This is a genomic window from Aeromonas sp. BIGb0405, assembly GCF_024807335.1.
Lineage (GTDB): Bacteria > Pseudomonadota > Gammaproteobacteria > Enterobacterales > Aeromonadaceae > Aeromonas > Aeromonas rivuli.
This window is the reverse complement of record NZ_JANUEP010000006.1, coordinates 73276-92165: the sequence shown is the minus strand read 5'-3', so window position 1 is coordinate 92165 and position 18890 is coordinate 73276. Positions and strand designations below refer to the sequence as shown.

Below are 18890 nucleotides of genomic sequence, written 5' to 3'. Positions count from 1 at the left end.
CCCTCAAAGCCTTAATTAGTAACTGATTATGGCATATTGCTAGTGGAGTTATTTAAACTGTGAATGTAACTACTCATCATCGTTATCTATTATTATAATTAAATATAGGGTTAAGTTAGTTGTAACCAAGAAGCTTAGGTATTATCGCTATTGCAGTACCTACTGCCACTTCTTTAGATATAGATTTAGTTTGATCAAACATATTTTTTATGGCGAAGATATAAGATCTGTCTTCCTCTCTTACTTTACCCTCTTCAAAAGTTTTATTTAGATGAGAAAAAGATCTTGATGTCAATCTATAGCCCTTCCTATCTATTTTAAGGATTAGCCCCTCTGATATTAAAAAATCTAACGTCCCAGTAAATATTTCAATCTGATTGTCTCTGTCAATTCTTTTTTCATAATTTAACTCCATAATTTTATTTTCGGATTTAACTTTACGTTCATCATAATCATGGGAGGTCGTTACATTATCTGGGTCCATCTCATGGAAAATTTTTACAAGCTCAACTGCAGCAACAAATTCTTTCTCTTTTGATATTTCATCATCCTTGTCAAAGCTAAGATAAATGGAGATCATTTTCTCTTGATCAATAAACTTTGGAACTGGGAATGAAGCGTACAGCTCTTCGAAAATTTTTGCCGTATAAATACTAAATTGAGTTATATTATCCACGGTATTACCTTATATATTTCTCAGAAAATACGGGGGCGATACTGATTGAGAAATGGCTTGTCATATGCGCTCTTAAAGCTGGCATCCAACTGATTACTTAACAAGCCTGCTCTCCATCACCCCTTTCCTGCCTTCTCTTTCACTGACCTGACTCCGCTTGGAGCGGGCCATCAGCAGGCCCATCTTGGCCTCCTGCCAGACGTAGTAGCTTTTACCCACCTCGGTGTTGAGGGTCAGGGTGGCATCGTACTCCGACTTGTAAGAGATGCGGCTGCCCGGCGCCCTTTGTTTTGGTTGGAAGAAAGGCAAATAAAGGTTCGCATGGGGCCTCACAGCCAAGCAACTGTTCAGGTTGTAGCTGATGTGACGGGATTCAATATTCCGACAATTAACCGGCATGAGGTTGAGTCGCAGGCCCGATTACGCTTCGCTAATCGAACCTACACGCCGCATAGAGGTGGATTATCGGCGTTTTGGCCGAGAGGCACAAACTCCAAGCTCCTGCCTGTCAGGCTCACCGCTACTGAAACGCCTTGACGATAAATTCGATAAAGAGCCGCACCTTGCGGGACTGCTCCTTGTGGAAGGGGTAGACGGCGAACAGGGCGTGGGGGTCGGGTTGTCAGTGGGGGAGAACAATCTGGAACAATCCGGGACACCCACCTTGCTGGGAGAATCATCAATCTGGCGGTAGATGAGATGGCCGAGGGGACGCCACCCGGACCCGGGATCCTTAAGGGTTTGATCTGGCTTGCAGTTTTTGCGATCGATAGCTCATATAATCGCCGCCATGAAGATGACTCGGACGGATTCGATGACACAGCGGATGGCACTCCTGCTCGGGCTGCTTTACAGCGGTCTGGTATGGGCGGCGCCAGTGTCGGCCCCCTTGATCACCCCTCAGACCGGCCCGTCCGTGGCCAGTGAAACAAGGGAAGGCGGCCCCATGGAGCCGCTGCTCTCCTGGTTTAGCGGGGATTTTTCCAATGCCGAGCAGGCGAGCCATGACGACCGTTTCGCCAGTGCCAAGCTGCGGCTGATGGAGATCTGGCCGGGCATGGCCGGGGTGCGCTGGGTCTATGCCGAGCAGAGCCTGAGCGAGCGGCCGGATCGTCCCTTTCGTCAGCGCATCTATCGTTTCAGCGAGGGGCCAGGCGGCCGCATCCTGATGGCCGAGCTGACCATGCCGCGCGCCACGGATTTTGCCGGTGCCTGGCACAACCCTCCCCTGCTCGACTCTTTGGCTCCCTCCCAACTCTCCTTGCGCGCCGGCTGCGAGATCCTGCTCAGTCGTCAACCCTCCGGCGATTACCAGGGCCACAGCAAGATAGGCAGCTGCGACACCGATTTTGGTGGCGCCCACACCCTGGTGCAGTACCTCTGGATTGGCCCGGATCGGGTGCGACTGCTCGATCGCGCCTACGACGAAGGCGGCCATCAACGCTGGGGCAGCCCGGGGGAGGGCTATCTCTACCTGCGGCTGCCCGCCGCCGGTTGAGCCGGTTCGGGCAGGGCCCGGGTGCGGGCGGCCCCGGCGATGGATCGATAGAGCAGCAGGTAGCCCAGGGCACAGACCAGGCTCGCTATCAGGAAGATCTCCTGCACCGCCACCCTGTCTCCCAACAGGGCGATGATGAGCCCGGCCAGAGGCAGGCTGAGCTGATTGAGCAGCACCATCAGGCTGATCACTCTCCCCCGCTGCTGTTCCGCTATCCAGTGCAGTCGCTCGGTGCGAATAAAGACATTGAACAGACCGCACAGGCCGTAGCTGAGGCCGCATCCCAGCAGATACCAGCCAAAACTCGGGGCCGTGGCCATGATGAGGCCCCCGGCCAGGATCAGCAGGAAGGCGAGCTGCCCTATCCAGTAGACGGCGACCCGGCGCAGTAACCAGGGCATCAGCAGGAAGGCGCTGATGGAGATGAGCCCCATGGTGAGCTGGACGCTGGCAAGGGTCTGATCGCTCTGGCCAAACAGTCCCAGCGTCATGGGGGCGGCGGTGGCGAGCGCCAGGCCGACGATCAGGTTGACCAGCATGGCGAGTCCGACCAGCCGCAGCAGTATGGGCTGGGCCAGCAAGGCGTCGAGCCCGACCCGCAGCTCGGGCAGCAGCGCCCTGTGTTGACTCTGGGGGTTGGCGGCGGGCGCGGCACCCCGGGTCAGTCCCAATACTCCGGTGGCACTCAGGGCGAAACCCAGGGCGCATCCCCATAGCAGTTGGGTGGCGGGCAACCAGATGAGCAGCACGGCGGCCAGGGCGGGGCCGAGCACGCTGGCCCCGTTGTTGGTGACTTGCAGCCAGCTCTGGGCCTTGGCCATGTCGGCCGGAGGCACCAGTTGGGGCAAGGTGGTCTCGAGGGCGATGAAGGCCTGGGCATAGCAGAAGGCGCACAGCGCCATCATCACCATGATGGGGGCCATACCGCTGCCGGGCCACAGGGTCATGATGAGGGCGGTGATGACGCAGGCCGCCGCCCTCAGGCCGTCGGCCAGTATGTAGACGCGCCGCCCGCCGACCCGGTCGGCAAACACCCCGGCCAGAGGCAGGGAGATGAGGCGGGGCAGCCATTCGATGAAGAAGGCCAGTCCCGACAGGGCGACGCTGCCCGTGCTGCGATAGACCAGCAGGGGCACGGCAAACTGGAGGATCTGATCGCCGAGCCCGGACAGCATGCGGGAACCCAGAAAGACGGAGAAGCGCATTGCTTGCATAGACATATCCCTCAGCAGTGGACGACCGGCTGGTCGCAGGCGATCAGGGTGTCGGCCTCAATGGCCTCAGCCAGGGCATCGAGTTGGGCCAGCAGGGTCGGATAGTCGGCGTGGTGCAACACTATCTGGCCCATGAAGCCGCCATTGTCGGTCACCCTGGTGCTGACCCGCTCCCCCAAGGTCTTGCTGTAGCTGCCTTGGTGCAGTGGGATGCCCAGAGCCTGGGCGAGGCGCGGGATATCGGCCTGGCGGCGCAGGGTGCCGCTCTGACGGGGGCGCAACATGCGGATCCCGCTATAGCCCAACTGGCGGGGAAGGACGGTATGGGTCTGTCCCGTGCGGGCCCAGTGCAACCAGCGTTGCCAGGGATCGAACGCCTCGAAGCTGAGGGCGGCGAGATCCCAGATGTGCATGCCCGCCGGCCGCATGTTGCTCTCCACCGCGCTGGCCCCCTGCTCGCGCAGGAAGAGCTCGTTGTGATAGGCCCCCCACTCCTTTGCCAGCAGTTGACGCATGAAGCCCCCGGCCTGATTGAGCCAGCGGGTCTGCTCCGGGGCGAGCCGGGCCGGTACTATCTGCTGGTATTCGGCGCGGTACTCCCCCTGGGTGGTGTGTTTCTCGGTCAGCCAGCGGCAACCGGCCACATAGTCCCAGCTGAATTCCCGCGCCCCTTCGATGAGGGGCTCCATCATGATGCCGCTGGTGTGATAGGGGGCCAGCTCGGCCCAGACGGCGGCGCAGTCGGTGTGCCCATGAACTGCCATGCAGCCCCGGCTGTTGCCCTCGGCCACCGGCTTGATGAAGCCGGTGCCGCCGAACTCCTCCCGGGTGGCGACCAGGGTCTCCAGGCTGTCGATGGCCCGGGCCGTCAGGGGCAGATAGTGATCCGGGGCGGGCACCTCGGCCTCCATGGCCCGGAAACGTCGCTTGTCCAGACCAGCAAGGGCCGCCTCCAGCCGGGCACCGGGCAGCCGGTAGTGCTGGGCCAACATGGCTCCGAGCGGTACGCCTCGATCGGAGAAGGGGAGTATGCCGACCGGTGTCATGGCCGCCTCGGCCAGGGCCTGGCACACCCGCGCCAGGGCGGGGGCCTGGCCGAGATCCGTCTGGATTACCAGATCGGCAGCCTGCCAGTCTTGCTGGCTGGCCCGTTCCACCACCAGCACCAGCTGGCAATCGAACCGGTCGTGAGCCAGTTGGCGGAGCTTGGCGACATCATAGATGCGCACATTGTTGTAACCGACGATGACGAAACAGGGGGTCATGCTGATGCCTCCATCCGCGCAGGCGGGGTCGATATGTATTCCACGCGGGTCTGCTCCAGCAGGGCGCCGAGGGCCGGGGGCAGGGTCTCTGCCCGGCCTTGCACTATGCCGGACAAGGGAGTGGCGCCAGGGGCGTAGCTGATGCTGCCGGGACGCGCCATGTTCGGTTTCGCCTGATGCCAGCTGTGCAGCAGGGCGCCCCAGCGGCCGTGGTCGAAGTGGATGCGCTGGGCCTCGCCCCTGTGGTGGGCCGGATAGACGAACCAGCCGTAGTGGGTGTCACTCAGGGGGGCCGCCTGCTGGGTGATCTTCCCATGGAGCTGGTATTGCAGGTCGATGTGATAGAGGTTGAGCCCCGTCCTCAGGGCGAAGGTATCGGCGACCCCGGCCCCGCCGACCCGGCAGGCGGTCTCGAGGAAATAGAGTCCACCCTGGTGGTCTTCAATGAGTTCGAAGTGAAAGCAACCCTGACGCTGACCCAGGGCGGCCAGGGTCTGGCGCAGCAGTGCTTCCATCTGCGGCTGGGGGGCTATCTGAACCGAGCCCAGGGGGGCGCCCCCGGCGTAGTCGAGGCAGTTGCCCACATAGCGGCTGGTGATTGCCTGGACAAGTTCACCCTCGCGCAAGAAGCCATCGATATGGCAGATCTCACCCTGGATGAAGGCTTCCACGAAGTAGTCATCCAGGCGGGTAAGTTGCCCGATGGCATCGAGCAGCCTCTGCCGATCCCCCATCACTATCCCTGTGCTGGAGGCTTCCAGTCTGGGTTTGAGCACGAAGCTGCCGGGGCTGTCCGGCAGGCGGGAAAATGTCTCAAGGGACCAGAACGCGGGCTGGGGGATGCCCGCGGCCTCACAGCGGACCCGCATGGCCCACTTGTCGCGCAGGGGCAGTATGTCCTGCGGCCTGTCACCGGCAATGGCGAAGCGCTCGCGCAGCTCGGCTGCGGCCAGCAGCTCGGCTGCGGCCAGCAGCTCGTACTCGGAGCGGGCGATCAGCCGATCGGCCCGGTGCAGCAGGGAGGCACATTGCCGGGCCAGCTCCTCGGGCTCGAAGCTGGCGACGTCATGATGATGACTGCCGGGGGGAAGGTCTGCCTGGCCGCCGGGCAGGCAGAGGTAATCGACCCTGTGCTCGGCATGGTCGATGGCCTGGTCGTAGCGGATCTTGCCATAGGGCAATCGATGCAGAATGACAATGTTCATGCTTGATACTCCAGCGGGAAGTGGTGCGCCATGCTGGCGGCTAAGGCGTATACCAGGGTCACTCTATGTTTGTTAAAGGCAGGGAAGCAGGGAGGGTAGGTATTCATTTGGCATTACTTTGCCGGTAGAGTGGCCAGTAAAGTTGAGCAAGGAGCCTCGCTGTCATGATGATCCCCGACCTGGTATTCAAACCAGGGGAAGCCAAGGTGCTGCAAATTACGGCCCATATCAGTCAATTGATTCAGGATGGCAGCTTGCCAAAAGGGGCCAGATTGCCCTCCATCCATGCCCTGACGCGTCAGCTCGGGGTCAGTAAATTTACCGTGGTCGATGCGTTGGACAGGCTCAAGGGCCAGCAGCTGGTTCATGCCCGCCAGGGACGCGGCTATTTTGTCTCCCGGCATGCTCCTGTGCCGGATAGTGACAGCCTGGGTCAGCTCTTGCCGCAGGATTTTCTGAGTGTGTCTCGCCGTGCCCTGATTGGCGAAAATGTGGCGGATCGGCCCGGCTGCGGCTTCTTGCCTGCCGACTGGCTGGATGATGACGGGTTGCGCCAGGCGCTGCGTCAGGTGAGTCGTCAGCCCAACCTCAGACTGGCAGAATATGGTGATGCCGCCGGTTACCGACCCTTGCGTGAGACCTTGCGCGACCGACTCGCCGTCCATGGCATGCAGCTGACCAGCAGCCAGCTGGTCACCACGGCCAACACCATGCAGGCCCTCGATCTGTTACTGCGCTTGCTGCTGCGCCCCGGCGAGACCGTCTTGGTCGATGATCCCTGCTATTTCAATTTCCATGGCATCTTGAGCCTGCACGGCGCCCGGGTGCTGCCTCTGCCTCGTGGCCCGCAGGGGCCTGATCTGGTGCAACTCGAACATTGGCTCAGGGAGGAGCAGCCGCGGCTCTATCTGACCTCTGGCCTGCTGCATAACCCCACCGGTCAATCGCTCTCTACCGCGCAGGGGTTCAGCCTGCTGGAGCTGCTGTCTCGCTGGGATTGTCACCTGATTGAGGATGACCTCTACGGGGATCTGCTCGGGGAGGGGGGCGCCCGGCTGGCGAGCCTGGGTGGTGCCAGTCGAGTGACCTATGTGTCGGGTTTTTCCAAGTTGCTCAGCGCCAACTTGCGGATAGGTTTTATTGCGGCGAGCCCGGCTCTGGCGGCGAGTCTGGCCGGACTGAAGCAGGTCTGCGGTGGGGTGACCATGGAGATAGGGGAGCGGATGTTGACCGGGTTGCTGCGAGACGGCCACTACGACCGGCAGCTACGCCGCATTCGGCAGCGACTGTGTGATGCGGGGGGCCGTGTCGACGACTGGCTGACAGGGTTGGGCTGCCGGTTGGAGTTCAATGGGGAGGGGGGGCTGTTTCGCTGGGTACGGCTGCCGGAGGGGGTCAACAGCGAGACCCTGGCCCAGTCGGCTCTGGCCGAAGGCATCGCCTTGGCCCCGGGCTCGCTGTTCACCCGGGGCCAGGAGGGGCACCGCTATATGCGACTCAATCTCGCCCACACCGATCACCCCGAGTTGATGGCACGGCTGGGGCGGCTGCTCCGAGAGGCGGGGCAAGGACCGACTGCGCTCCCCTGAGGGGGAGCTCGGCAGTGGGCGGATCTCTGCTAGAGAAGCTGCCCGGTCATGCCGCCCGGGAGGGAGAGGCTGGGACTGGGCACCAAAGGGCGCGCCAGAGGCCGTCCTCTGCTAGATAAGCTGCTCGGCCATGCCGCCCAGGATGGAGAGGCTTACGGCGCCAAACAGCACACCAGTCACGAAATTGAGCGGGCGCTGTACCCGGCCGAGCAGGCGCTGGGCGCGCGGGGTGGAGAGGCTCCAGGCGAGCAGCCCAAACCAGGCGAGGGATAACAGAAAGAGTTCCATCACCAGCAGGCCACGGGTCAGGCCACTGACTTGCGGTGTCACCATGGCCGCCAGCAGGCCGACGAAAAACAGCAGTGCCTTGGGGTTGAGCAAGTTAGTTGCCAGCCCGCGGCGAATGCCCTGCACCAGACCGCCATGCTCGCCTCCTGCCTGCAAGCTGGCCGCCGCTCCCCCTTGCCACGCCGCCCTGAGCGCCCCCCAGCCGAGCCAGCCGAGATAGAGGGCACCGACCAGCCGTACCAGGATGAACAGCCAGGGGTGATTGGCGATCAGCAGGCTGATGCCGGTCAGGCTGAAGGTGGCATGCAACAGAATAGCGATGGCAATGCCGATGGCGGCGCCAATGGCGGTGGGTCTGTGCAAGCTGGTGCGCAGGATCAGCGCGAAATCCGGGCCCGGGCTGGCCAGGGCGATGATATGGAGGAGCCCTATGGTGACGAACAGACTCTGCATGATGGTGCTTTCCTTACTGTGCTGCCTTGAAGAGCGAGCAGCTTGCCAGCCTAGCGGTGCGGATGGCTTGTAAAAGATTGCATCTGCTGGCGGTAGTCGGCCGGGGTCAGCCCGAATGCCTGACGAAAGCCGTGGTGGAAGTGGCTCTGATCGAAGAAGCCCACCGTCAGTGCCACCTCGCTCACCGCCATGCCCCGGGCGAGCAGGGCCTTGCTGCGCTCGAGCCGTAGCCGCTTGAGCCAGGCGTAGGGGGTCATGCCAGTCTTCTTCTTGAATTGGCGCAAGAAGGCGAAACGATCCAGGCCGAACAGGGCGGCGAGATCCTCCAGGCTGTGGCGCTCATCGAGGCGATCCAGCAGATGGCCGCGCAGGAACCTGAGCTGGGGATCCGCCAGCTTGTGCTCGCTCGGCGCCAGCTGCAGCAGCTCGCCGAGCAGGGCCAGCAGTTCGCTCTCGGCCAGCAGGCCATCGACCTTGGGATCTTCCAGGTACATGTGCAGGCGGGCGAAGCCGGTATAGAGATCCGGGCGCCGTTGCAGGCCCCGGTCGAAAAAGTGCTCGCCACCGGGCAGCCAGGTTGCCAGTTGGTGCGGATCGATGGAGAAGACCCGCACCTCGTACCCCTCCGGCAGCAGGCTCAGGCCGTCGTGCATCTCGTCGGGATTGACGGTGGAGAGCTCGCCGCGCACCAGGGCATGGCTGCTTCCCTTGTGAATGAACTTCTGGCCACCCCGCTGCACCAGACCGATGTGGTAGTCCAGGTGCACATGGCGGCCATAGCTGAACTCCCGGTGATGGGAGTGAGAGAGTTCCAGGCCCGGCAGATGGGGGGACTGCCAGTAGTGAATGGGGGCGGCGTGTTTCATCCCTTACCAATACCCCAGATTGGCGACGGGCGCTTGTAGATTATTGCGGTCGGCCGATGTTGGGTGGCCAATACCGGTTCGGGGCTGATGGCAAACACCCGGCGGGGGCCGGGTGTGTGAGAGATGAGGGTCATCCGGTCTGCTATCGAACCGCAGGTTGGGGTGGCCGTCTGCTGCTGCGCAGACCATCCAGGCTGAACAGCACCAGCGCACTCCAGATGCAGGCGAAGGTGATCAGCTTGTCGGTGCGCAGTGCCTCGCCGTACAGGGTGACCGCCAGGATAAACATCAGGCTGGGCCCTATGTACTGGAAGAAGCCCAGGGTGGAGAACTTGAGCCGGGTCGCGGCGGCGGTGAAGCAGAGCAGGGGGGCAGTGGTGACGGCGCCTGCGGCAATCAGCATCAGGTTGAGATAGAGGCTGTTGTCCGTCATATGACTGGTCGGGCTGTCGGCGATGCCCCACAGATAGATGGCGGCGGGCGGCAGCAGGATCAGCGTCTCCAGCAGCAGGCCGGTGAGGGCATCCAGCGCCAGCTTCTTGCGCACCAGACCATAGAAGGCGAACGAACTGGCCAGCACTAGGGCAATCCAGGGCAGGGAGCCGAAGGCGATTAACTGCACGGCCACGCCGATGAAGGCGAGCCCCACGGCCCACCACTGCAGGCGGCGCAGCTTCTCACCGAGGAACACCATGCCGAGCAGCACGTTGAACAGCGGGTTGATGTAGTAACCCAGACTGGCATCGAGCATGTGACCATTGTTGATGGCCCAGATAAACAGCAGCCAGTTGCCGCCTACCACGGCCCCGGTCAGTGCCAGGGTCATCAGCACCTTGGGCCTGCGCAGCACGGCACGCACCTTGGGCCATTGGCGGGTGAGCAGGACCAGCACTGCCAGCAGGGCGCACGACCAGATGATGCGGTGGGTGAGGATCTCGGCGGCGGGTACCTCGGCAATCAACTTGAAATAGATGGGGGCTATGCCCCAAAGGGTATAAGCACACAGGGCATAGATGATCCCCTGGCGCTGGATCTGTTCTGGCATCTGGCTGACCTTGACGAAGGAGCGATGTGACTGACACCGCCAAACGATCAGTTTAGCCATCCTCGGGGCGGGAAAGAAGCGATTAAATAGTGATTAACATGCATCTTACAGCGGAGTATCTGGCTATTCGCATCCACCCTGGCGGATCTTGGCGATATTCAGCCGTCATCACAGCACGGCATGAGTGGCCATGCTGGCCGGGTTTATCTGCTTAGCCTCTGCCGCGGCGGATCTTGTCGATATCCAATAGCAACCACAGCATGAGCACCAGAGCCGAGATCCAGGGGCCCCATGTCACATAGGCCTCCCCCTGACCCAGCAGGAAAAACAGCAGTGGCAGCCCTATTACCAGCAGCAGTACGCTGCCCACGAGAAATAACATCTTGATATCTATGGCTGAGATGGTGCTTGGCTGAGGAGTATATCAATTAGGACGCCCGAGAGAAGCGCTCATTCTGATGAGGCTATCTTTCATCCTCTCATCGCCTCGATCGGGTCTGCCTCTGTGCCATGGCGGCCTGGCGAGCACCGTTTAAACAGGGCGCGGCCCGGCTGTTCTCTTCTCTCTTCGACCTGGATGCGTTCTTTCCCCCCGGCTCTCTATCACCCCCGACTCGGCTGGCCGTGCCGTGGCGCGCTCGATGGCGTCGGGCGCCGAGCCTGTTGGAAGTGTGACCAAGAGGGGGCCCCTGCCGGGAAAACGGCTTTGCTGACGCCATAAGAAGCGGGGCCACTGGCCCCGCTTGCATCCTAGAAAGTTTGCTATCCCTGAGTTCAGGGACGCTCGCTGATGGCGGCAAAGGCACCGCTGTTTGGCACTATGCTCTGTACCCGGCTGAGCGCGGATTGTACGGCACTGCTGTCGCCACCATTGGCGGCATCCCCCCAGCTGACCACATGGCCGTCGCTGGTGACGGCGGCAAAGGCTGTGCCGGTGGCGTAGATGGTGGCCACGTCAAGCAACTGACTCTGCACGGCGCTGCTGTCGCCGCCACTGCTTTGATTGCCCCAGGTGACGACAGTGCCATCCTGCTTGAGGGCAGCGAAGGCGGTATCGGTCGCCGAGACAGCGCTCACAACGGTGAGTTGACTCTGCACGGCGCTGCTGTCACCGCCCTTGGCGGCATCGCCCCAGGTGACGATGGTGCCATCCTGCTTGAGGGCGGCGAAGGCGTTGTCGTTTGCAACTATCTGTTTGACATCGATGAGTTGAGCCTGGACGGCGCTGCTGTCGCCGCCCTTGGTGGCATCGCCCCAGCTGACCACGCTGCCATCCTGCTTGAGGGCTGCGTAGGCGCTTCCTGTGCTCACAATGTCGGTCACATCGGTGAGCTGGCTCTGCACGGCGCTGCTGTCGCCGCCACTGGTGGCGTCGCCCCAGGTGACCACAGTGCCATCCTGCCTGAGGGCTGCGAAGGTGAAGGCGCCGTGGAAGAGGGTTTTGACATCGATAAGCTGGGCCTGTACGGCTTGGCTGTTACCCCCGTTACTTGGCTCGCCCCAAGTGACCAGGGTGCCATCCTGCTTGAGGGCGGCGAAGGCGCTGTTATTGCCCTCGATAGTGGCAACCTGGGTAAGCTCGGCCTGCACGGCTGAGCTGTCGCCGCCACTGCTCTGATTGCCCCAGGTAACGACAGTGCCATCCTGCTTGAGGGCGGCAAAGGCGCCTTGGTTGGCAAAAATCTCGCTGACCTGGCTGAGCTTATCCTGCACGGCGCTGCTGTCACCTCCATTTGCGGCATCCCCCCAGCTGACTACTGAGCCATCATCACGCAAGGCGGCCAAAGCGAGGGTACCAGGGGTGACGGCGGTGACGCCGACCAGCTGATCCTGGACCGCGCTGCTGTCGCCGCCATAGGGGCCATAACCCCAGGTCACGACAGTACCGTCGCTCTTGAGGGCGGCGAAGGCGCTGGCGTTGTTGTAAGGGGTGGCCACCAGGCTGCTGACCTGGGTGAGGGGCTGCACGGCACTGCTGTCCGCCCCGAAGAATTCGCCCCCCCAGGTAGTGACCTGGGTGTTGATGGCAGCCAGCTCGGCGCTGTTGCTGGTGACACCGGCGCGGCTCGCCGTGATCTGGGTAGTACCGGTGGCATGGGTATGGGCCCTGCCCATTAGCCCCATGGTGGCGACCGTCTCATCCGCGCTTTGCCATTGCACTTGGTGACTCAGGTCTTGCTGATGGCCATCGCTGAAGCTGCCGAGGGCCTTATATTGCTGGCTTTCCCCCAGGGTGACTTTGCTGACCTTGGGGGTGATCACTATGTCGGCCAGAGTGGCATTGGTGACCGTCAGGGCGCTAGTGGCGCTGAAGCTGGCACCATTGACGCTGCCGCTGGCCTGAAGCTCGGTGGCACCGGCACTGACGCCCTGGGCCAGGCCCAGATCGGTGACGGTAGCGATGGCCGGATCCGCGCTGGCCCAGCTAAGGGCCGAGTTATCTGTCACATCCAGCGTGCTGCCATCGGAGAAGGTAGCGATGGCTTGCAGTTGCAGTTGGAAGCCAGCAGCGAGAGTGGCGCTGGCCGGGGTCAGGGTCAGTTTGGTCAGGGTGTGATGGGTGACTGTCAGGGCGGATTGCCCCTCGAAGTTGACCCCATTGGCAGAGCCGCTCGCCTTGATGCTGGTATTACCGGCCTCTATGGCCTGGGCCAGACCCTGGCTGTCGACAGTGGCGATGGCAGGATCTGCACTGTTCCAGCTGAGGGCGGGATTATTGGTCACATCCAGGGTGCTGCCATCGGACAGGGTCACAATGGCCTGCAACTGCTGGCTGAAGCCCTTGGGCACAGCGGCGCTGGCCGGGCTGACCCGCAGGTCGGTGACGGTGGCATTGGTGACCTTGATGGTGGCGACGTCGCTCATGCCATCAAACAGGGCGGTGACCCTGGCCTCACCCTCGGCGAGGGCTGTCACGGGCTCTCCCAGGGCAGTGGCAGTACCCAGGGAGACCTGGGATTCGGCATCACTGCTCCACAGCGCCTGCTGCGAGACATCGCGGGAGCTGCCGTCAGCATAGAAAGCGGTGGCCACCAGATCCTGACTCAGGCCTATGGGCAGCTGCAGGTTGGCCGGAGTCACTTGCAGGCTGACGATAGGGTTGACCGGTTGGCCCGGATCCTGGGGATGGGAGGTATTGTCGCAACCGGCCAGCAGCAAGAGCGCCTGGGTCGCAACCAGTAGACAGATTAACCATTGTTTCATGGCGGCGGGTCTTCCTTCATGTGTGTGCAAAAACGGATCACTTTTAATGTGAAGCCGGTCAGTAAAACATCACTTGAACTTAAGATCTTGATGTTTTTGCGCAATGAGTTGTGGAGGTCGCCCTGTCAGTGGTGGGAAATTGGGCTCCACTAGGCTAATTCAGCCGGGTTCTCTGGGGTAAGCCCCCCTTCCCCATTTGGTATGGAGAGGGGGCCAAGTTATGCGTCAATCTGTGACATGTGAAGCAAATCTGAAGGGGTCTTGTGGAGGCGGTTGCTCGTCAAGCAAGCTGGATCCAGGTGCTCTTGAGCTCGGTGTATTTTTCCAGGGCGTGCAGTGACTTGTCACGACCATTGCCCGACTGTTTGAAGCCGCCAAAGGGCATCGTCATATCACCGCCGTCCCAGTTGTTGACGAAGACGGTCCCGGCGCGCAGGGCGCGAGAGCCCTTGATCGCCTTGTTGAGATCCGCGGTCCAGATGGCGGCGGCCAGGCCGTAATCTGTGTCATTGCCGAGTGCAATCGCCTCTTCGAGGGTATCGAAGCCGGTGATGGCGAGCACTGGGCCGAAGATCTCCTCGCGGAAGATGCGCATCTGGGGCGTCACCTCGTCGAAGATGGTGGGGGCGATATAGAAGCCGCCGCTCTCCTCCAGCGTGCGCTGACCGCCGAGCAGCAGCTTGGCGCCCTCCTGCTTGCCGATGTCGATATAGCGCAGCACTTGTTCCATCTGAATGCCGTCGACCATGGCGCCGATACGGGTGCTGGGATCCTGGGGATCTGCCGAGACCCACTCGCGGGCATGGGCCAGCAGCCGCTCGATGAACTCGGCCTTGATGCTGTTTTGCACCAGCAAGCGGGAGGCGGCGGTGCACACCTCCCCCTGGTTGTAAAAGATGGCGGCTGCGGCGCTCGATGCGGCGGCGTCCAGATCCGGCGCATCCGCCAAGATGATGTTGGGGCTCTTGCCGCCGCACTCCATGAAGGCACGCTTGAGGTTCGACTTGCCGGAGCACTGCACCAGATGCTTGCCGATTTTGGTGGAGCCGGTGAAGGTGATGCAGTCCACGTCCATGTGCATGGCGAGCGCCTCACCCACGGTATGACCAAAGCCCGGCAACACATTGAACACGCCGTCCGGAATGCCCGCTTCTTTGGCTATCCCGGCGATGCGCAGGGCGGTGAGGGGGGATTTTTCGGACGGCTTGAGGATGACGGAGTTGCCGGTGGCGAGCGCCGGACCCAGCTTCCAGCACGCCATCACCAGCGGGAAATTCCAGGGCACGATGGCGGCGACGACGCCCAGCGGCTCCCGGGTGATCAGGGCCAGGGCGCCCTCTTCGACCGGGGCGACCTCGTCATACAGTTTGTCGATGGCCTCCCCATTCCAGGCGATGCAGTTGGCCGCGGCCGGTGCATCGTAATTCATGGCATCCATGATGGGCTTGCCCATGTCCAGGGATTCCAGCAGGGCCAGCTCCACCTTGTTGAGCCGCATCAGCTCGGCGAAGCGCTGCATCACCAGCTTGCGCTCCTTGGGGGATTGCCCCGCCCAGCGCTTGTCGCTGAAGGCGGCGCGGGCGGCGGCGACGGCCAGCTCGGCATCGGCGGCGTCGCAGGCGGCAACTTTTGCCAGCAGTTGGCCATTGGCCGGGTTGATGCAATCGAAGGTGGCACCATTGACGGCATCACGATAGCTGCCATCGATGAACGCCTGGGTGGGGAGGTTCAGCTGGGCCTGTCGGTATTGCCACTGGGCCAGGGTCATGTCACTCATGTTCGCTCCTTGAACGTGCAAAGGTTGTCCGCGTATCAATATGCTAAACATTTTGCCGTCTGTAAATCCAGATTGTAACAATTCCTTAAACAGGGATGTCGACGGGCACCCGGCATGGCGGCCCACCCCGGCCCGGGGCAGGGGTCAGAAGGTGGGCGGGGTATTGGCCGAAATCAGCACACACTCCTGCTCATCGACATTGCGAAAACGGTGTGGGGTGCGGCTGTCGAAGTAGTAGCCGTCACCGGCACCGAGCAGGTGGATCTGCTCGCCTATGGTCACCTCAATCTGACCCTGGATGACGATGCCGCACTCTTCCCCGTCATGGCTGAGCATGTCGTCACCGGTGTCGGCACCAGGGGGCAATATCTCTTGCAGCATGCCAATGGCGCGGTTGGCGCGGCTATGGCCGACCAGACGATAGCTGATGGGGTGACTGCCGAGATCCGGCATGTCGGCGGCGCGAAACACCACTTCGGAGTCCAGGGCCGTCTCGTCGGTGAAGAAGCTGGCGAGGGACATGGGAATGCCTGCCAGCACCTTGCGCAGGGAGGCGACCGAGGGGCTGACCTGATTCTTTTCTATCTGGGAGATAAAGCCATTGGTCACCCCCGAGCGTTTGGCGAGTTCACGCTGGGACAGGGCCGCCTTGGTGCGGACCGCCTTGAGGCGCTGACCTATATCCATCCTTCTGTTCTCCTCGAGTGTTTACTATTATTGAATTTGTGTTAAATATCTTATACCACCCTGGTCGGGGTGACACCATCACTGGGCAGCATAGCGCCCTTTTTTATGGATATAGGTGTTTAATTTAATAGGCGCTCACCCAGAGTAGCTAAACACCTTAAGGATGAGGTGACCATGAAAGTTGTCAGTGACATCAATACGCCGGCGGATATCTCCGCCTTCTGGATGCCCTTCACCGCCAATCAGCAGTTCAAGGCGGCGCCGCGCATCCTCAAGTCTGCCGAGGGCATGTATTATCGCGCAGAGGATGGCCGCAAGATACTGGACGGCACCGCCGGCCTCTGGTGTTGCAATGCAGGGCACGGTCGCCGGGAAATCGCCGAGGCGGTCTCCCAGCAGATCTCCCATCTCGACTTCGCGCCCACATTCCAGATGGGTCATCCCCTGCCGTTTGAACTCGCCAACCAGCTGGTGGAGATAGCCCCCCAGGGTTTTGGCCATGTCTTCTTCACCAACTCGGGTTCAGAGTCGGTGGATACGGCACTGAAGATTGCGCTCGCCTGGCAGCGGGCCCGGGGTCAGGGCACCCGCACCCGGTTGATTGGCCGTGAGCGCGGTTATCACGGGGTGGGGTTTGGCGGCATCTCGGTCGGCGGCATCCCCGGCAACCGCAAGTGGTTCGGCTCCCTGCTCGGCGGCGTGGATCATCTGCCCCACACCCTCGACATTGCCAAGAATGCCTTCACCAAGGGGCTGCCCGAGGAAGATCTGACCCTGGCCGACGAGCTGGAGAAGATCGTCTTCCTCCATGATGCCAGCAATATCGCCGCGGTCATCGTCGAGCCCATCGCCGGCAGTACCGGGGTCATCATGCCGCCCAAGGGCTACCTCAAGCGACTGCGGGAGATCTGCACCAGGCACGGCATCCTGCTCATCTTCGACGAGGTGATCACCGGATTTGGCCGGCTGGGGGCACCCTTCGCCGCCCAGGAGTTCGACGTCATCCCCGACCTCATCACCTGCGCCAAGGGGCTCACCAATGGGGCCATCCCCATGGGAGCCGTGCTGGTCCAGAACCACATCTATGACGACATGATGGGCGCGGGCAAGGGGGCCATCGAGCTGTTCCACGGCTACACCTACTCAGGCCACCCGGTGGCCGCGGCCGCCGGTCTGGCGACCCTCGAGATATACCGCAACGAGAACCTGCTGCACCGCGCCGCCGAGCTGGCCGATTACTGGCAGGAGGCCGCGCATTCGTTGAAGGGCTGCAAGCATGTCAAGGATGTGCGCAACTACGGTCTGGTGGCGGGTATCGAGCTGGAATCCATGGCGGGGGCGCCGGGCAAGCGCGCCTATGAGGTGTTCGTGCGCTGCTTCGAGAAGGGGGCCCTGATCCGGGTCACCGGCGACATCATCGCCCTGTCGCCACCGCTCATCATCGAGCGCAGCGAGATAGACGACCTCTTTACCCTGCTGCAGGACGTCCTGCAGGCCCAGGAGTGAGCAACCCATAGTACGGAATTCACTGACCCACTATTGGCGGGTCAGTGCCCTGGGTCCTGACCAAGTCGGGCGCAGGGGAGAGCCATTACCCATCACGGAGGATGCATGGAATACAGGGTCACCAACTTCATCAACGGCGAGTTCAGCGCCAGCCACAGCGAACGCTTCGCCCCTATCTTCAATCCGGCCACCGGCCAGCAGCAGGGCCAGGTCGCGCTCAGCAGCGCCGCCGAGTGTGGTGAGGCCATCGCCATTGCCGAGGCGGCCTTCGTCGGTTGGTCCCAGACTCCGCCGCTGGTGCGGGCCCGGGTGCTGTTTCGCTTCAAGGAGCTGATGGAGTTGCACAGGGACGAGCTGGCCACACTCATCAGCCGCGAGCACGGCAAGGTCTTCTCCGACGCCCAGGGGGAGCTGACCCGGGGGCTGGAGGTGGTGGAGTTCGCCTGCGGCATCCCCCATCTGCTCAAGGGGGAGCACTCCCTCAATGTGGGGCGCGGGGTGGACAGCTATTCCATGATGCAACCGGTCGGGGTCTGCGCCGGCATCACGCCGTTCAACTTCCCGGCCATGGTGCCGCTGTGGATGTTCCCGGTGGCCCTGGCCTGCGGCAACAGCTTCATCCTCAAGCCGTCCGAGAAGGATCCTTCGCTGGCCCTGCGCATGGCCGAGCTGCTCAAGCAGGCCGGTCTGCCGGACGGGGTGCTCAACGTGGTCAATGGCGACAAGGAGGTGGTCGATGTGCTGCTGACCGACCCGCGGGTGGCCGCCGTCTCCTTCGTCGGCTCCACCCCCATCGCCCAATACATCTACGCCACCGCCTCGGCCCATGGCAAGCGGGTGCAGGCCCTGGGCGGCGCCAAGAACCACATGGTGGTGATGCCGGATGCGGATCTCGATCAGGCGATCTCCGCCCTGATGGGCGCCGCCTATGGCGCGGCCGGTGAGCGCTGCATGGCGATCTCGGTGGCGGTGGTGGTGGGAGAGGAGACCGCCGATGCCCTGGTGGCCAAGCTGGCGCCCCTCGTCGAGGCACTGCGGGTGGGGCCCGGTGTGGGTATGACCCCGGAGAGTGAGATGGGGCCGCTCATCAGCCGCGAGCATCTGGCCAAGGTGCGCGGTTACGTGGATCAGGGGGTGGCCGAGGGGGCCCTGCTGCGGGTCGATGGTCGTGGGGTGAGTCATGGCCAGGGCTACTTTATCGGTGGCAGCCTGTTCGATCGGGTCAGCCCCGAGATGCGCATCTACCGGGAGGAGATCTTCGGCCCGGTGCTCGCCATAGTGCGGGCCCCGGACTATGAAACGGCACTCAAGCTCATCAATGAGCATGAGTACGGCAACGGCACCGCCATCTTTACCGGTGACGGCGATACGGCGCGGGACTTCACCACGCGGGTTCAGGTCGGTATGGTAGGGGTGAACGTCCCCATCCCCGTGCCCATGGCGTTCCACAGCTTCGGTGGCTGGAAGCGATCCATCTTCGGGCCGCTCAATATGCATGGGCCGGATGGGGTGCGGTTCTACACCAAGATGAAGACGGTGACCGCCCGTTGGCCCCAGAGCCTGCGGACCGGTGCCGAGTTCGCCATGCCGACCATGAAGTAGGGCCCTGGGCCGCTT

At 62.1% G+C, this 18890-nt stretch carries 16 protein-coding genes and 1 pseudogene; 4 read left to right on the top strand and 13 right to left on the bottom strand.

What is annotated here, in order from left to right; all coding sequences use genetic code 11:
• Positions 1-115: 115 nt before the first annotated feature.
• The 3 genes and pseudogenes from M2366_RS14835 to M2366_RS19920 form a co-directional block, all read right to left on the bottom strand.
• Complete coding sequence (locus tag M2366_RS14835; RefSeq protein WP_259270075.1) at positions 116-676, bottom strand: hypothetical protein; 561 nt, start codon at positions 674-676, stop codon at positions 116-118.
• A 93-nt stretch (positions 677-769) separates the two neighbouring features.
• Positions 770-985: a DUF2846 domain-containing protein gene (locus tag M2366_RS14830; protein WP_259270074.1), complete on the bottom strand. Its 216-nt coding sequence runs from the start codon at positions 983-985 to the stop codon at positions 770-772.
• 211 nt (positions 986-1196) lie between these two features.
• Positions 1197-1298, bottom strand: a pseudogene (locus M2366_RS19920) (LysR family transcriptional regulator); the annotation flags it as partial.
• Positions 1299-1466: 168 nt separating this feature from the next.
• On the opposite strand from M2366_RS19920, the gene M2366_RS14825 reads away from it, so the two are divergent.
• Positions 1467-2174 carry a chromophore lyase CpcT/CpeT gene (locus M2366_RS14825; RefSeq protein ID WP_404972801.1) on the top strand — a complete coding sequence of 236 codons (708 nt, stop codon included), beginning with the start codon at positions 1467-1469 and terminating at the stop codon, positions 2172-2174.
• On the opposite strand, the gene M2366_RS14820 is transcribed toward M2366_RS14825, so the two are convergent.
• Genes M2366_RS14820 through M2366_RS14810 form a run of 3 tightly spaced genes read right to left on the bottom strand, consistent with a single transcriptional unit; the run spans position 2147 to position 5858 of the window.
• Entirely contained in the window at positions 2147-3388 is a 1242-nt protein-coding gene (locus tag M2366_RS14820; RefSeq protein ID WP_259270072.1) for an MFS transporter, read from the bottom strand. The genes M2366_RS14825 and M2366_RS14820 overlap by 28 nt on opposite strands.
• Before the next feature lie 11 nt (positions 3389-3399).
• Positions 3400-4653, bottom strand: a complete 1254-nt coding sequence (locus tag M2366_RS14815; RefSeq protein ID WP_259270071.1) for an acetyl-CoA carboxylase biotin carboxylase subunit family protein — start codon at positions 4651-4653, stop codon at positions 3400-3402.
• The gene (locus M2366_RS14810) at positions 4650-5858 is read right to left on the bottom strand and encodes an acetyl-CoA carboxylase biotin carboxylase subunit family protein (RefSeq protein ID WP_259270070.1); all 1209 of its coding nucleotides are present in this window, start codon (positions 5856-5858) and stop codon (positions 4650-4652) included. Before M2366_RS14810 ends, M2366_RS14815 begins: the two co-directional genes overlap by 4 nt.
• Positions 5859-6022: 164 nt before the next feature.
• Here M2366_RS14810 and M2366_RS14805 point away from each other — a divergent pair, with 164 nt between their 5' ends.
• Positions 6023-7447, top strand: a complete 1425-nt coding sequence (locus M2366_RS14805) for a PLP-dependent aminotransferase family protein (RefSeq protein WP_259270069.1) — start codon at positions 6023-6025, stop codon at positions 7445-7447.
• A gap of 111 nt (positions 7448-7558) precedes the next feature.
• Here the strand turns inward: M2366_RS14805 and M2366_RS14800 are convergent, their stop codons facing one another.
• The 7 genes from M2366_RS14800 to M2366_RS14770 all read right to left on the bottom strand — a co-directional run bounded on the left by M2366_RS14800 (position 7559) and on the right by M2366_RS14770 (position 15767).
• Positions 7559-8191, bottom strand: coding sequence for a LysE family translocator (locus tag M2366_RS14800; protein ID WP_259270095.1), 633 nt, complete (start codon positions 8189-8191; stop codon positions 7559-7561).
• A 47-nt stretch (positions 8192-8238) separates the two neighbouring features.
• Complete coding sequence (locus M2366_RS14795) at positions 8239-9054, bottom strand: AraC family transcriptional regulator (RefSeq protein WP_259270068.1); 816 nt, start codon at positions 9052-9054, stop codon at positions 8239-8241.
• 142 nt (positions 9055-9196) lie between these two features.
• Entirely contained in the window at positions 9197-10099 is a 903-nt protein-coding gene (gene rarD / locus M2366_RS14790) for an EamA family transporter RarD (RefSeq protein WP_042039894.1), read from the bottom strand.
• A 211-nt stretch (positions 10100-10310) separates the two neighbouring features.
• Positions 10311-10481: a hypothetical protein gene (locus tag M2366_RS14785; RefSeq protein ID WP_198135210.1), complete on the bottom strand. Its 171-nt coding sequence runs from the start codon at positions 10479-10481 to the stop codon at positions 10311-10313.
• 392 nt (positions 10482-10873) lie between these two features.
• On the bottom strand, positions 10874-13303 hold the full coding sequence (locus M2366_RS14780) for an Ig-like domain-containing protein (protein WP_259270067.1): 2430 nt from the start codon (positions 13301-13303) through the stop codon (positions 10874-10876).
• 280 nt (positions 13304-13583) lie between these two features.
• Complete coding sequence (locus M2366_RS14775; protein ID WP_224431731.1) at positions 13584-15080, bottom strand: aldehyde dehydrogenase; 1497 nt, start codon at positions 15078-15080, stop codon at positions 13584-13586.
• A gap of 144 nt (positions 15081-15224) precedes the next feature.
• Positions 15225-15767 (bottom strand): cupin domain-containing protein, encoded by a 543-nt coding sequence (locus M2366_RS14770; RefSeq protein WP_042039896.1) that lies wholly within the window; start codon positions 15765-15767, stop codon positions 15225-15227.
• Positions 15768-15941: 174 nt separating this feature from the next.
• Here M2366_RS14770 and M2366_RS14765 point away from each other — a divergent pair, with 174 nt between their 5' ends.
• Both M2366_RS14765 and M2366_RS14760 read left to right on the top strand, forming a co-directional pair.
• Entirely contained in the window at positions 15942-17273 is a 1332-nt protein-coding gene (locus tag M2366_RS14765; RefSeq protein WP_259270066.1) for an aspartate aminotransferase family protein, read from the top strand.
• A gap of 105 nt (positions 17274-17378) precedes the next feature.
• Positions 17379-18875 carry a CoA-acylating methylmalonate-semialdehyde dehydrogenase gene (locus tag M2366_RS14760; RefSeq protein ID WP_259270065.1) on the top strand — a complete coding sequence of 499 codons (1497 nt, stop codon included), beginning with the start codon at positions 17379-17381 and terminating at the stop codon, positions 18873-18875.
• Positions 18876-18890: the final 15 nt, after the last annotated feature.